The sequence below is a fragment of the Peribacillus sp. NPDC060253 genome (assembly GCF_042727425.1).
In the GTDB taxonomy this organism is placed as follows: Bacteria; Bacillota; Bacilli; order Bacillales; family DSM-1321; genus Peribacillus.
Genome location: NZ_JBHXAS010000123.1, coordinates 1 through 13,710, shown reverse-complemented (window position 1 = coordinate 13,710; position 13,710 = coordinate 1). Strand labels below are relative to the sequence as shown.

The 13,710-nt window shown below is 41.9% G+C and carries 12 protein-coding genes and 1 riboswitch; of the genes, 7 read left to right on the top strand and 5 right to left on the bottom strand.

Annotated features, from left to right (window positions below; translation table 11 throughout):
• Positions 1-105 precede the first annotated feature (105 nt).
• Positions 106-993 (top strand): PucR family transcriptional regulator, encoded by an 888-nt coding sequence (locus tag ACFWE9_RS22310; protein ID WP_230158739.1) that lies wholly within the window; start codon positions 106-108, stop codon positions 991-993.
• 121 nt (positions 994-1,114) lie between these two features.
• Positions 1,115-2,260, top strand: coding sequence for an ABC transporter ATP-binding protein (locus ACFWE9_RS22305; protein WP_230158418.1), 1,146 nt, complete (start codon positions 1,115-1,117; stop codon positions 2,258-2,260).
• A gap of 49 nt (positions 2,261-2,309) precedes the next feature.
• Here ACFWE9_RS22305 and ACFWE9_RS22300 read toward each other — a convergent pair whose 3' ends face one another.
• Both ACFWE9_RS22300 and fumC read right to left on the bottom strand, forming a co-directional pair.
• Positions 2,310-2,552 carry a hypothetical protein gene (locus ACFWE9_RS22300; RefSeq protein ID WP_230158416.1) on the bottom strand — a complete coding sequence of 81 codons (243 nt, stop codon included), beginning with the start codon at positions 2,550-2,552 and terminating at the stop codon, positions 2,310-2,312.
• A gap of 107 nt (positions 2,553-2,659) precedes the next feature.
• A complete protein-coding gene (gene fumC / locus ACFWE9_RS22295; protein WP_230158414.1) occupies positions 2,660-4,042 on the bottom strand; it encodes a class II fumarate hydratase in 1,383 nt (460 codons plus the stop codon).
• A 337-nt stretch (positions 4,043-4,379) separates the two neighbouring features.
• Positions 4,380-4,493: riboswitch (SAM riboswitch) on the top strand.
• An 86-nt stretch (positions 4,494-4,579) separates the two neighbouring features.
• On the opposite strand from fumC, the gene ACFWE9_RS22290 reads away from it, so the two are divergent.
• Positions 4,580-5,692, top strand: a complete 1,113-nt coding sequence (locus tag ACFWE9_RS22290) for a methionine biosynthesis PLP-dependent protein (RefSeq protein ID WP_230158412.1) — start codon at positions 4,580-4,582, stop codon at positions 5,690-5,692.
• Positions 5,689-6,870: a cystathionine beta-lyase gene (metC, locus tag ACFWE9_RS22285; RefSeq protein WP_377358857.1), complete on the top strand. Its 1,182-nt coding sequence runs from the start codon at positions 5,689-5,691 to the stop codon at positions 6,868-6,870. Before ACFWE9_RS22290 ends, metC begins: the two co-directional genes overlap by 4 nt.
• Before the next feature lie 108 nt (positions 6,871-6,978).
• Here metC and ACFWE9_RS22280 read toward each other — a convergent pair whose 3' ends face one another.
• The 3 genes from ACFWE9_RS22280 to ACFWE9_RS22270 form a co-directional block, all read right to left on the bottom strand.
• Positions 6,979-7,227 carry a type B 50S ribosomal protein L31 gene (locus tag ACFWE9_RS22280; protein WP_377358855.1) on the bottom strand — a complete coding sequence of 83 codons (249 nt, stop codon included), beginning with the start codon at positions 7,225-7,227 and terminating at the stop codon, positions 6,979-6,981.
• A 136-nt stretch (positions 7,228-7,363) separates the two neighbouring features.
• A complete protein-coding gene (locus ACFWE9_RS22275; protein WP_377358853.1) occupies positions 7,364-9,382 on the bottom strand; it encodes an ABC transporter ATP-binding protein in 2,019 nt (672 codons plus the stop codon).
• Positions 9,379-11,130, bottom strand: a complete 1,752-nt coding sequence (locus ACFWE9_RS22270; protein WP_230158403.1) for an ABC transporter ATP-binding protein — start codon at positions 11,128-11,130, stop codon at positions 9,379-9,381. The genes ACFWE9_RS22275 and ACFWE9_RS22270 overlap by 4 nt, the downstream gene beginning before the upstream one ends.
• A 511-nt stretch (positions 11,131-11,641) precedes the next feature.
• On the opposite strand from ACFWE9_RS22270, the gene ACFWE9_RS22265 reads away from it, so the two are divergent.
• The 3 genes from ACFWE9_RS22265 (at position 11,642) to ACFWE9_RS22255 (ending at position 13,455) form a co-directional block, all read left to right on the top strand.
• Positions 11,642-11,815, top strand: coding sequence for a hypothetical protein (locus ACFWE9_RS22265; RefSeq protein ID WP_230158401.1), 174 nt, complete (start codon positions 11,642-11,644; stop codon positions 11,813-11,815).
• A 95-nt stretch (positions 11,816-11,910) separates the two neighbouring features.
• Positions 11,911-13,026 (top strand): DUF2515 family protein, encoded by a 1,116-nt coding sequence (locus ACFWE9_RS22260; RefSeq protein WP_377358850.1) that lies wholly within the window; start codon positions 11,911-11,913, stop codon positions 13,024-13,026.
• Positions 13,027-13,101: 75 nt separating this feature from the next.
• Positions 13,102-13,455 carry a hypothetical protein gene (locus tag ACFWE9_RS22255; RefSeq protein WP_230158397.1) on the top strand — a complete coding sequence of 118 codons (354 nt, stop codon included), beginning with the start codon at positions 13,102-13,104 and terminating at the stop codon, positions 13,453-13,455.
• Positions 13,456-13,710 lie beyond the last annotated feature (255 nt).

The window sequence follows — 13,710 nt, the reverse complement described above, 5'->3', positions numbered from 1 at the left end:
CTCTTATTTAACTATGAATTTCATTTGGCGGAATACAAAACTAGTTTTCTTATGATTTGGCTTTTCGCTATAATGAGATAAATAGGGAGAAAGACGGTGAAGAAAATGCTTGAAAATCTTAAACAAAAATTCCCGAACGCTCTTTCCAATAAATTGGATACTGATAGCGTTTCTGAATATGTTTGGTTCGAAGACTCAATAGGAAGTATACTTGGCATTCCCCATTCAGAAATCACGGCCGAAGAAATCCGTTTACTGGAATTACTATTCGCTCCTTCCTTAAGCCAAAATGATCTCACCACGTTTCCAAACGCATCATGGAACTCTTTTTTATCCGAACCGAATGCACCCTTGCCTTTAACTAACTGGGAGAATGTTCGATTCATTCATTTTAAACTGACACATGCTGATTTTTCCAACACTGATTTTGAAGACGCCTTTCTCGCTTTCGTTCCATCTGACGCAGCCTTCGTCTGGGAAAATGAAACCTCAGGAATTTTAATAGAAACGGACAAGGATGAATCCTTATCCAAAAATGAACTAATTGCCATTACATCGACGCTTGAAAGTGATTTTTATGTAAAGACCCGGATGTTCACCGGGCGCTTTCACCCTGTCAATCAAGAACTTCGTCATCACAGGAATCAGGAAAAAAAATGTTTTGATTTGGCCCAAGTGCATTTACCGGATTTAAAGGTGGCTGATTTGGCAGACATCATCCCTCACTCACTATTAAAGGAGCAATCCGTTACGAATACCAAGTGGTATATCAATGAAATTCTCGGCAAGACTCAGCAGGATATTGAACTTATCAAAACGATTAAAACGTATATCGAGTGTAATTCCAATGCCACCTATGCCGCCAAACAGCTTTATATCCACAGGAACAGCTTACAATACCGAATAGATAAATTCACTGAAAGAACGGGACTCGATATTAGAAACTTTCGTCACGCCTTGACTGCTTATTTGATTCTTTTACTGAATGAATAACATTGCACAAAAAAGGATAATTATCCTTTTTTGTGCAATGTGCCTATACTTATTTCCAAACTGATAGCTTAGACTATAGTTAATTGTACAAGTAATCAGTAGTTTAAAAGGGGGATTTTTCATGGCAGAGTTGGTATTAGATCATATATTCAAGATTTATGATAAAAAGGTGACGGCTGTTAAAGATTTTAACCTTCGTGTTGCAGATAAGGAATTCATTGTTTTTGTGGGACCTTCCGGGTGCGGGAAGTCTACTACTTTACGGATGATTGCCGGTTTGGAAGACATTTCACAAGGGGATTTATATATAGACGGCAAGCGAGTCAATGATGTCCCTCCTAAAGATCGTGATATTGCGATGGTTTTCCAGAACTACGCTTTATATCCACATATGTCCGTCTTTGACAATATGGCTTTTGGATTAAAGCTCAGGAAAACGCCGAAAGCGGAAATCAAGCAAAGAGTCAATGAAGCGGCAAAGATCCTCGGACTGGAAGAGTTTCTAAATAGGAAACCCAAAGCCCTTTCAGGTGGTCAGCGCCAGCGTGTGGCACTTGGCCGTGCAATTGTACGTGACGCAAAAGTTTTTTTGATGGATGAGCCATTATCCAATCTCGACGCAAAGCTACGGGTTCAAATGCGGGCGGAAATCGCTAAACTACATAAACGACTGGACACCACAACGATATATGTCACACATGACCAAACAGAGGCAATGACCATGGCGACACGCCTTGTCGTTATGAAGGACGGTATCATCCAACAGGTCGGTGCGCCAAAAGAAGTTTACGAGAAACCGATAAATGTTTTTGTCGGTGGCTTTATAGGATCACCTGCGATGAACTTCTTTACCGGAACATTAAAAGAAGGTATCTTTAAAATTGGTGAGCAATCGCTCGAAATACCTGTATTTAAGATGAAGATGCTGCGTGATCAAGGATATGTCGGAAAAGAAATCATCCTCGGCATCCGACCAGAGGATTTCCATAATGAAGGAGCTTACTTCACGGAGTCCACTAACACTACATTCACGACCCAAATTGATGTAGCTGAACTCATGGGTGCGGAAATTATGCTTTACTCCACATTCGAGGGGCAGGACTTCGTTGCCCGGGTGGATGCGAAAAATATTATCCATGCAGGCGAAAACATCGAGCTTGCCCTCGACATGAATAAAGCCCACTTTTTTGATAAAGGGACCGAACATCGCATTCTGGTTGAAGAAGATGAACAGATTGCTGAAGGCATGAAGTTGCCTGCTAATTAAATAAACAAAAGACCCGTTCATGAACGGGTCTTTTTGTGTTTTCTGACAACTATTCCTGCACCAATAGCACTTCATCATGTCCGCATTCTGAGCATTTCATGATATGCGGGCATTGGCCTTTCTGAAGGGATTGAGGGTACCCGTCGTTTAGCTTGAGTGTGTCTATGTCCATATAGGCGCTGTATTCATCAGCGTAATCCATGAATTTCCCTTTATCGTCAAGATCACTGCCGCATTCCGGGCAATTCACATGAATTTTTCTTAGACCGTTACAAAGCGGGCATAAAGACATTGTTTTTCCTCCTGTTTCAGATAACGTTTTGATCTTAAGTTTTTTCATTCCATGATTCAAATATTGAAACACCCTCCCTAAAAACAGTGGGAGGGCATTCCTAGGCATTATTTATTAACCATGTTAGCTGGGTCGACCCACGCTTTGAATTCATCTTCCGTCAGGAATTCCAATTTCAACGCTGCTTCTTTTAACGTAGAATTGTCCTTGAATGCAGTTTTGGCGATCTTGGCTGCTTTTTCATAACCAATATGAGGGTTCAATGCCGTAACCAACATAAGGGAACGTTCTACATTTTCTTTGATTTTATCTTCATTTGCAGTGATGCCAACCGCACAATTATTGTTGAAAGAGTGAATGCCTTCCGTCAATAATTTAACCGTTTGCAGGAAGTTATAGATGATGACAGGTTTAAAAACGTTCAATTCGAAGTTACCTTGGCTTGCTGCAAAGCCAATTGTCGCATCGTTACCCACGATTTGTGTCGCAATCATCGTAAGCGCTTCACTTTGTGTTGGATTGACTTTACCTGGCATGATGGAGCTGCCTGGCTCATTTTCTGGAATGGCAATTTCACCGATTCCGCTTCTAGGACCACTTGCCAACCATCTGACATCGTTCGCAATTTTCATTAAATCTGCTGCCAGTGCTTTCAATGCACCATGTGCATAAACGATTTCGTTATGGCTTGTCAATGCATGGAATTTATTATCCGAAGTGACAAAAGGATGTCCTGTATCCGCTGCGATTTGTTTAGCAGAAAGTCCCGGGAATTCTTTTTTTGTATTGATTCCCGTTCCTACAGCCGTTCCTCCAAGTGCAAGGTTCAATAATTTTTGGCTGCTCTCCTCAATCATCGCCAAGTCTTTTTCAAGCATCGCCTTCCAACCGGAAATTTCTTGTCCTAAAGTTAGTGGAGTTGCATCTTGAAGGTGTGTCCGGCCAATTTTCACGACATCCCAAAATTCTTTTTCTTTTGAATCGAATGTATCACGAAGTGCTTTGATGGCAGGAACCAATTTTTCAGCGACTTCCATGAAGGCTGCAATGTGCATGGCGGTCGGGAATGTATCATTGGAGCTTTGTGCCTTGTTAACATCATCATTCGGGTGAAGAGTTTCAGATTCACCATTTTCTTTTAACCATTCATTCCCTTTGTTAGCGACCACTTCGTTCAGGTTCATATTACTTTGTGTGCCGCTTCCCGTTTGCCAGACCACAAGCGGGAAATGTTCATCAAGCGTACCTTCAAGAATTTCGCCGCAAATCTTAATGATGGCATTTTTTTTCACTTCCGAAATATCACCAAGATCATAGTTCACCTTTGCCGCAGCTTGTTTAACATATGCAAATGCACGTACTAATTCAATTGGCATTTTTTCATTACCGATTTTGAAATTATTGCGGCTTCTCTCAGTTTGTGCTCCCCAATATTTATCAGCAGGAACTTTCACTTCACCCATCGTATCTCGTTCGATTCTGTATTCCATGTGTTCTCCTCCTAAGTTTGCACTATTCATCGAAGACCTTATGTATATGAAATGAATAATGTCGTATTATTTTTCTCTCTATACATTGTACAAATTTTATTATTTTAAAGCAAAAAAACCGTCCAGCTTCCCCTCCCCTTTTTCTAAATAATCCATTTAATATTGCGATTATCCCTGCCCCCCTGCAGATTTTTGATGTTTTTTTAAAATACGTAAAGTGTCGATACCGCTTGGCCCCAACCGACCCAACCCTGCACATCTAAGCAATTTCCTTCCAAAATGTTCTTGACAGTAATTTATATATATAGTAAATTCAAAAGAAATTGAATAATCTAAACTCTTATCGAGAGAGGTAGAGGGAATGGCCCGATGACACCTCAGCAACCTTCATTTGTTTCAAACCAATGAAAAGGTGCTAATTCCACAAGTTTGTGAACTTGGAAGATAAGAAGAATGACTCATCCCCATTTAATCAAAGTCTTCTTCTTAAAGAAGACTTTTTTTTATTTTATATAACTCAAAGGAGCAGTGAAAACTATGTACAAAACCGAAACATATCTTGCTCAATTAGGAAATCGCAGTGAAACGGCGACGGGAACAGTCAATCCGCCGGTATACTTTTCAACAGCTTTCCGCCACGAAGGAATTGGCCAATCGACAGGATTCGATTACACAAGGACAGGTAATCCCACACGACAGCTATTGGAACGATCCATTGCCGATTTGGAAAAAGGCGACCAAGGATATGCCTGCAGTTCAGGAATGGCTGCCATTTCCACGATACTGGCTTTATTTAAATCAGGCGATGCATGGATTGTCAGCGAGGATCTTTATGGCGGTACATATCGACTGTTAGAACAAGGTTTTAAAAAATGGGGGTTGCAGTGTGACTATGTAAACACTTGTTGTTTGGAGGATATCGAGAAAGCCATCACTCCTCACACGAAAGCCATCTTCATCGAAACTCCCACTAACCCCCTTATGCAGCAAACGGACATTAGCGCCGTTGCCGCACTGGCAAAACAATTTAATCTATTGTTAATCGTTGATAACACTTTTTATACGCCTCTTATTCAGCAACCCATCCTGCTTGGCGCGGATATTGTCATTCACAGTGCCACCAAGTATCTAGGTGGTCATAATGATGTACTTGCCGGACTGATCGTGGCTAGCGGCGCGGATTTATGTGAGGCACTTGCCTTCCATCATAATGGTACCGGCGCGGTCTTGAGCCCCTTTGATTCTTGGCTGCTGATGCGCGGAATGAAAACCCTGGCATTGCGGATGGAACGTCATGAAAAGAATGCCAAGATACTTGTAGATTACTTATCGGAACATGATTGTGTAACGGACGTATTGTATCCCGGAAGAGGCGGCATGATTTCATTCCGTATCATTGATGAATCAGCGGTCAACCCATTTTTACAATCGCTCTCATTAATTTCGTTTGCAGAAAGCCTTGGAGGGGTTGAAAGCTTCATCACCTATCCCGCTACACAAACACATGCCGATATACCGCTTGAAGTCAGAACGGCAAATGGGGTTTGTAATCGCCTGCTCCGCTTCTCCGTTGGCATCGAGGATAGCGATGATTTGATTGGGGACTTACAGCAAGCATTCGCACATGTAAAAAGGGAGGCACTACGATGACAGATCATGATTTTAGTTTTGAAACCAAATTACTTCATAATCAACATAAATTCGATCCAACAACAGGCGGTGTGAGCGTCCCCATTCAGCACGCATCCACTTTCCATCAATCCGATATCGATTCTTTCGGCAAATATGATTACAGCAGAAGCGGGAACCCAACTCGCGAGGCACTTGAAGATATCATAGCCGAACTTGAGGAGGGCACTCACGGCTTTGCCTTTTCATCGGGTATGGCAGCCATCTCAACCGCCTTTCTTTTGTTGTCTGCCGGTGACCATATCGTCATTTCCGAAGATGTGTATGGCGGAACGTTCAGGATGGTCACAAGCGTACTGACGCGTTTCAATATTGAGCATACCTTTGTTGACATGACGGATCTGGAAAGCGTCAAAGCGGCCATTCAGCCAAATACGAGAGCCATATACATTGAAACGCCTTCAAATCCTTTACTTAAAGTGACCGATATTCAAGCCGTATGTAATATCGCAAAAAAAGCAGGTGCCTTAAGCTTTGTTGATAATACATTCTTGACACCAGCGTTACAAAAGCCGTTGAACCTGGGCGCTGATGTTGTCCTTCATAGTGCGACGAAGTTTTTATCCGGACATAGTGATGTAGTAGCTGGACTTGCCGTAGTGAAGGATCCGGAATTGGCAGACAGACTCGGTTCCCTCCAAAACTCCTTTGGAGCTGTACTTGGTGTTCAGGATGCCTGGCTAGTAATGAGGGGTCTGAAAACATTGTCGGTCAGAATGGAACACTCCCAAAGAGGAGCTGAAAAGATTGCCTCCTACTTAAAGGAGCAGCCATTAGTGAAAAAAGTTTATTATCCTGGTCTTGCCGATCATCCACAGTATGCCATCCAGGAGGGACAGTCCCTTGGTGCAGGAGCGGTCTTATCATTTGAATTGGAAAGCGAGGAAATTTTCCGCTCATTCGTGAACACTGTTGAACTCCCTGTTTTTGCTGTGAGTCTTGGAGCGGTCGAATCGATATTATCCTACCCGGCTAAAATGTCACATGCTGCCATGCCTGCTGATGAAAGGGAAAAGCGAGGCATCACCAACAGCCTGCTTCGTCTCTCAGTCGGACTTGAAAATCCGGACGATTTAATCAAGGACTTTGATGCCGCCCTTGTACGTATTGCAAAAGGGGAAGCTATTGCTGCAAAATGATGAAAAGATGGGTGCCTCATATATAATGGGCACCCTTTTTTTGCACAAATATCGCTTCTTTCTCAACCCAGCCAAAAAAAGGCCAACGATTTCTCGATGGCCTCACTATCATTTCTTCATATTATATTTATCAAGGAAGCGATCCACGCGTCCGCCTTTTTCAGCGAATTTCTGTTTGCCTGTATAAAATGGGTGCGTATTTGAACTGATCTCGACTTTTAATAATGGGTACGTTTGACCGTCCTCCCACTCGATCGTTTCATTGGACGTTTTTGTGGACCCCGTCAAAAATTTATAACCACTGTTGGTATCCATAAATACTACTTGTTGATAATCAGGATGAATTTCTTGTTTCACTATTATCACCTCATTGTTAGTATAGATATATGTTAACCGTAATGATAACTATTATCAATATTTATGCTTGAGAGTGCCAATAGAGGCACCCACAATATAGTGTAATCTTGTCTATCCATCCTTATTCAATTGTATTTCACCCGGCCATCCCTTTATGTGGACCAGCCTGCAGTTCATACATTTGATAGTACTTCCCTTTCAATCCCATTAATTCTTCATGTGTACCCTTCTCCGTAATTCGCCCTTTATCCAACACCAGAATTTGGTCGGCATTTTTAATCGTGGAAAGTCTATGGGCAATGATGAAGGTCGTTCTCCCTTTTTTCAGCACCTCCATTCCCTCCTGGATAATTGCCTCTGTTTCCGTATCGATGCTTGCTGTCGCTTCATCCAAAATCAATATCGCCGGATTGAATGCAAGAGCACGTGCAAAAGAGATTAGCTGGCGCTGTCCAGAAGATAAGGTTCCACCTTTTTCTATCACGGGTTCATCCAGCCCTAAAGGAAGATGCTTCAGCACTTTGTCCCCTCCTACATCCTTTAATGCCTTTTCAACCATTTCCCTTGTGATTCCTTTATGGTTCAGGGAGATATTGGATGCGATGGTGCCAGTAAATAAATAGGGATCTTGAAGGACAATTCCCATATGCTCCCTAAGCGTTTGATGGGGTATATCCAGAATACCCCTTCCGTCAATTTTGATTTGCCCTTCACTGCTGTCATAAAAACGGAACAATAAATTCATTATAGAACTTTTTCCCGAACCAGTATGGCCAACCAAGGCGACCGTTTCCCCTTGTTTTGCTGAGAAGGAAATGTCTTTTAACACATATTCATTATCCTTATAGCCAAAAGAAACATGGTCAAATTGCACATTTCCTTTGTATCTGGATATGTTTTCATCACTGACTGCCAATCCCTGCTCATCCAATAAACTGAATGCCCGCTCCCCTGCAACGAGTGCCTGTTCCAGGTTGGCGAACTGATTGACGATTCCGTGAAGCGGATGAAGCAGGCGGCTGATCAAATCAACAATTGCATACATCATCCCTAAAGAAATCGCTGAACTAGCTGTAAGTGAAATTCCACCGAAATACCAGACGAATGCTATCAGCGCCAAAACCTTAATGACACCAATCAAGTTCCCACCCGTCAACGAATTTAAATGGAGCATTTTATTTTGATAGGAATAATGCTCCCGGTTTAAACTTTCAAAAGATTGCTTCGTCTCCTTTTCACGTCCAAATGCCTGAATGATGTTCATTCCAGAAATGGATTCATTGATCATCCCATTAATATCACTGACCCGCTCCCGAATGATGTGATTATATTTCGAGGCGAATTTACGGTATACCTTCGTCCAGATAACGATGATTGGAATAAGTAAAAGGCCCATAGTACCAGCACGTGCATCCAGAATATATAGAGCGATGAGTACTCCGAAGATATTAATCGTGCTCGAAAAGAAGTTGGCGAGCACGGTTACATATAATTCCCTGATCGCCTCGGTATCATTTGTGACCCTTGCTACAACTTTCCCCGCTGGCATATTATCGAAATAACGAATCGGCAACCGGGAAATATGTGTGAAAATATCATTTCGCATCCTCTGAATGATTCGGTTAGCCGCTTTCTGTAGATAAAAGCTTTGCCCATATTGAAAAATGGATGAGATGATGACAAGGCCAAAGTAAAAAGCCACAAGCTTCAAGATTCGCGGGATTTCCGGTTGGTAAAACCCCATCACTTCCTGACTCGTCAATTTCTCTACTTGCGCCCTTTGCTCTTTCCCGTCTTTCTTGATGATTAACGTTTGGTTCTCCAAGGTTCTGCGGCCATCCATGGGTATACCTTCGTTTAAGAAGACAAATTGATTGCCAACCTGCAAAACATGGACTTCTCTGCCTTTCTTCTCACCTTCAGTAAAGTAATCCGCCCGTTTATACCAATTTTCATCATACTTAACAGCATCTTTTCCTTTTTCCGATTCATACCAAGAAGATTCGATGCCAAGTATATGTGAGTCGATGATTTTCTTGGCAACGAATGGGCCCGTTAAATCGGCCGCTACTGAAAGTGTCAGCATGATCAATGCGCCAATGATCAATTTTTTATAAAGGGCAGCATAATCAAACAGTTTCTTTACGACCTTCATGCCTTCATCTCCGTCCCTTCGTCAACCTGCTGTCGCTCGTATTGCTCCCTATACCAGCCATTATGTTGCAGTAAATCCTCATGAGTTCCCTCTTCGATGATCTCTCCACTGTCCAACACGATGATCCTATCCGCATGTTGAACGGCTGATAAGCGATGGGTTGTGATGATGGTCGTTTTCCCTGCCCGTTCATTTTGGATATTTTCAATGATTGTCGTTTCCGTTTTCGCATCTACAGCAGATAAGGAATCATCCAATATAAGGATTTCCGGATTTTTGATCAGTGCCCTCGCAATCGAGATCCTCTGCTTTTGCCCTCCAGAAAGAGCGACACCCTTCTCACCGACGAGTGTCTCAAGACGATTGGGCAGCATCATTAAATCCTTCTCAAAATCAGCAAGGCGGATAGCTTCAGCCAGTTCATCTTCCGTTGCATCCATTTTACCGAATAAGATATTTTCCCTCACAGATTTTGAAAATAAAAAATGGTCCTGTGGAACGTAGCCGATCCATTTGCGTATATCTTCAAGATCCAGTTGCTCCAACGGCATGCCGGCAAAAGATATTTCCCCTTTTCCTAAAGGATATTCCCGCAGCAATTGCTTCACGAATGTCGTTTTTCCACTTCCTGTTTTTCCGACTATCCCTAAAGTTTGACCACGTTCAAGTCGAACGGAAATATTGGATAGATTCACTACAGATGAGGATGGGTATGTAAAAAACACTTGATTGAATCCCATATTTTCCGGATTTGGAATACGCTCCAGCCCCATTGAGTTTTTCACATCCGCTTCATATGAAAGGGTATCTTGAACACGATCAAGTGAAGCATTTCCCCTTTGCATGACATTGATCAGTTCACCCACCGCGATCATCGGCCAGATTAACATGCCTAGGTACACATTGAACGAAACAAGTCCGCCTAGCGTTATGGTCTGTTGAAAAACCAGATAAGCACCATAGCCCAAACCGATTAAATAACTGATGCCGATAATAATGCTGATCGTCGGATCAAAGAGGGCATCGATTCTTGCCACTGCAAGGTTTTTACGATATACATCCTCTGTCATTTCATCAAATTGCTTTTCGTCCTCCCGTTCCTGAACATAGGCCCGAATTACACGGACACCTGAAATGGATTCCAGAACCTTGTCATTTAAAGTACCAAAGGCAGCTTGTGCATCCGTAAATCGTTTATAAATTTTCTTCACATAGATTTGCATCATCACTGCCATGATTGGAAGGGGCAGCACCGCCGCAATCGTCAACTGCCAGCTGATGGTTGCACCCATCATGACAACGACCGTAATGGTGAACAGCACCGAGTCAACGAGCGTCAATATCCCGAAGCCAGCAGTGAGTGAAATTGCCTTTAAATCATTGGTGGCCCTTGCCATTAAGTCCCCTGTCCGGTTTTTTTCATAAAAAGCCGGCGACATTTTCATCAAATGCCCCATAAACCCTGACCTTAGTTTTCGTTCGACCAAGTTTCCGCCGCCAAATAACAGATAACTCCATAAATACCCAAATAAGTAGCTGCCACACAGCACCATAAGCAAATAAATAACGTATTTCATGACTCCTTCCTGCGTCATGTTGCCATTGTTCATATCATCGATGGCATTCCCGACGAGCTTCGGCGGGATAACCTCCAAAATATTCACAAGACATAAAAATAAAATGGCCCAGGTATAACGCTGCCATTGTTCCTTAAAGAACCAAGACAGCTTTTTAAAAATCGCAAACATGAATTCCCCTCCCTTTAGTTCCAAACTGCCCCTGCGCTAACCGCTTTCTGGATCTCCTGGCTGCAGTAAAACTCCCAATGTTTTTTGTCTCATTTATAATTCCTCCTATCTTTTATATGGAAAGGATGCTATTGCACCTTAATCCCCAAAGACCAAAAAGCCTCCGCCAATTAGCGGAAGCTTTTAGATGTGTAAGAACACATATAAAGGCGCAGGCCGCGAAAATCCACAACCTGCGCTTTAAACGATCAATGAGCACATTCGAGACTTTATCTAGAAAGACAATGTCTCAAGGCAGGAGGACGTATGATAATATTCGGTTATGGCATCTATGTGCTTAACTGATTTAGTCATGACGTTCGTCTCCTTTCTCATTGAATAATGGTAATATTTAACTCGTGTTTAAAGATTACTACGTGTGTATATTTTTGTCAATTGTCAGTTTTCTAGATTATTGATGGATAATCCTTTATTCTTAATAAGAATGACGTAACCTAAGGAGGTTCAGCATATGCAATGGAGAAAATATATACTCCTAGCGGTTCCCTTTTTATTTTTATCCATTTTCATCTTATTTGCCGTACCGGCCAAATATACACCATTATCCTTTATTCCCGTGTTACTTTTCTGGATCGTTTATTATATTTTATTGCACCTGGAAAAGAAGAAGAAAAATAACCGATAACAAAATTCAACGATGAACTTGAGGGCGTTGCAAATGCAAAGCCCCTTTCTTGACCGCTCTGCATATAATGATTGAAAAACATTCGTGGTGATTGTATGTTCTCCCAATATGTGCAGAAGCTGTTAGGCAAAAGCTTTGTTAAAACGAAACCCATCATCGATGCGGAAAGTTATGACACGTTAAAATCCCATTTACAAAAAGAGCTTTTTCAGCCTACGGACGGGTCAAAAGCTTTTTTCCCCGAGGAAACCGCGCTTGTTAAAAGCATTCGATCCAAGACGGCTGCCTTGAATCGCAATAATATCACAAGAACACAAGCATATCTTGCTTATTATAATCGTAACCCCGAGGTACATTGGGCCTTTTTAGCACATATGGTTTCAAGGAATGGAGGATACCATATGACTGACTTGAAAAGTTCATCCATGACCCATCTCCTTGACAGCGCGGAACGGCAGAAATTTTTCCTGTTCCTTGAGCGCGCCAATTCAGCCATATTTGCCGATGCCTTCCCTCAACTCCTTTTATATGAACATTCTAAACAAAAAGAGCTTCCATTAAGAAAGTATTTACCCCTCTTCCATATTTCAAGATTCATGGCCCCGATTTGGGAATCTTTCATCAAGGAACCCCAGTCATCCCTTTTAACAACGTCGCTTATCATCAATGAACAAAGAATGCTTCAGGAAAGGGTAATAAAACGCACCCATCATGGTGAAATCCTCCGGAGGCTTGATTTTCAACTACAGGAATTCTTAGGCTTCACCAACGTGATCTTTCCTTATGCAAATAAGAAGGACGGACTCCATTCCTTGACCGGACTTACCGTTGAACGCTTTGCCGATCCGAAACAGCGTATAGAAACGGGAAAATTCTTATATGAGCTTCTTTTTCAGCCCGCTGTTTTTCGCGGTGTTAGCCAGTTTATAAAAGAGGTTACGCATACTGGTTCGAGAAAGGATTATTGGCAAACCATATATACCTCCGATGCATCCGCATCCAAAGATGATAAAATTTACAGTCCCACCCTACATGATGCATGGTCAGATCAAATTTTCTTTCCTCCCCCTTCCATTGATTGGTTTACAAAGGAAAGCCAGGTTGAAGATTTACAAAGCTCTCCTATTATTAAAAAGGTGGACCTGACCAACAAGGTGCTCGAAAATGTCGAACATCTCAAAACCATAAACGAACTGAAAGCCTTTTTCTAGCATCAAGCCTCTTACTTTGAATATCCCATCCTCCTTTTGGCAAGAATGGTTAGCAAAAAAGAATGGGTGAATCAAATGAGAGGCATTGTACTATTGAATCCAAACAGCAAGATTGGGGATTTACATACAAATGAAAGCTTTGCGATCCAAAAGATTGTAACGGACAAGTATATAGAAGAAAAAAAGATTTCCCCGGTCATACTGAATCCGTATCAGCTCCATCCTTATTACACGATCCCACATGAACTTCTATTCAATTTACAAAATAAAAAAACGGATCAAATCGATTGCCTGGTGTTGCACTCTTTAGAAACGCTGGAGCGTTTTATCTATATTTACCCTGAAAAGTGGCTCGAGCTTTGCGGATATTTCAAAGAGATAATCTGTGTGGCGACTGAAACTCCCGTTTGGAAATATGAAGCAAACTAATGGACTATTTAAAAAGTCATGGTACAAAAAGACCTTGTGAATGGATTCTCTACGGAGATGTATGTCAATCATCGGTCTTTTACCACGACCTCTTCTTGATTTGAACTTCCCCTTTTTCACATGAGCGAATCATAATCCATCCCCCTCTTGATTACCCCCCTGCTTGGCTTGACCCTCTCTTTATCTATTAAAATCTTTCTCAAATCATTAGCATTCAAATTATTTAAATTTACCTAATTTTATGAATACCAGTAA

What these genes read in the sequence shown, in the direction of transcription:
- ACFWE9_RS22310 (WP_230158739.1), top strand. Translation starts at nt 106, where the DNA reads ATGCTTGAAAATCTTAAACAAAAATTCCCGAACGCTCTTTCCAATAAA.
- ACFWE9_RS22305 (WP_230158418.1), top strand. Translation starts at nt 1,115, where the DNA reads ATGGCAGAGTTGGTATTAGATCATATATTCAAGATTTATGATAAAAAG.
- ACFWE9_RS22300 (WP_230158416.1), bottom strand. Translation starts at nt 2,552, where the DNA reads ATGTCTTTATGCCCGCTTTGTAACGGTCTAAGAAAAATTCATGTGAAT.
- fumC (WP_230158414.1), bottom strand. Translation starts at nt 4,042, where the DNA reads ATGGAATACAGAATCGAACGAGATACGATGGGTGAAGTGAAAGTTCCT.
- ACFWE9_RS22290 (WP_230158412.1), top strand. Translation starts at nt 4,580, where the DNA reads ATGTACAAAACCGAAACATATCTTGCTCAATTAGGAAATCGCAGTGAA.
- metC (WP_377358857.1), top strand. Translation starts at nt 5,689, where the DNA reads ATGACAGATCATGATTTTAGTTTTGAAACCAAATTACTTCATAATCAA.
- ACFWE9_RS22275 (WP_377358853.1), bottom strand. Translation starts at nt 9,382, where the DNA reads ATGAAGGTCGTAAAGAAACTGTTTGATTATGCTGCCCTTTATAAAAAA.
- ACFWE9_RS22270 (WP_230158403.1), bottom strand. Translation starts at nt 11,130, where the DNA reads ATGTTTGCGATTTTTAAAAAGCTGTCTTGGTTCTTTAAGGAACAATGG.
- ACFWE9_RS22265 (WP_230158401.1), top strand. Translation starts at nt 11,642, where the DNA reads ATGCAATGGAGAAAATATATACTCCTAGCGGTTCCCTTTTTATTTTTA.
- ACFWE9_RS22260 (WP_377358850.1), top strand. Translation starts at nt 11,911, where the DNA reads ATGTTCTCCCAATATGTGCAGAAGCTGTTAGGCAAAAGCTTTGTTAAA.
- ACFWE9_RS22255 (WP_230158397.1), top strand. Translation starts at nt 13,102, where the DNA reads ATGAGAGGCATTGTACTATTGAATCCAAACAGCAAGATTGGGGATTTA.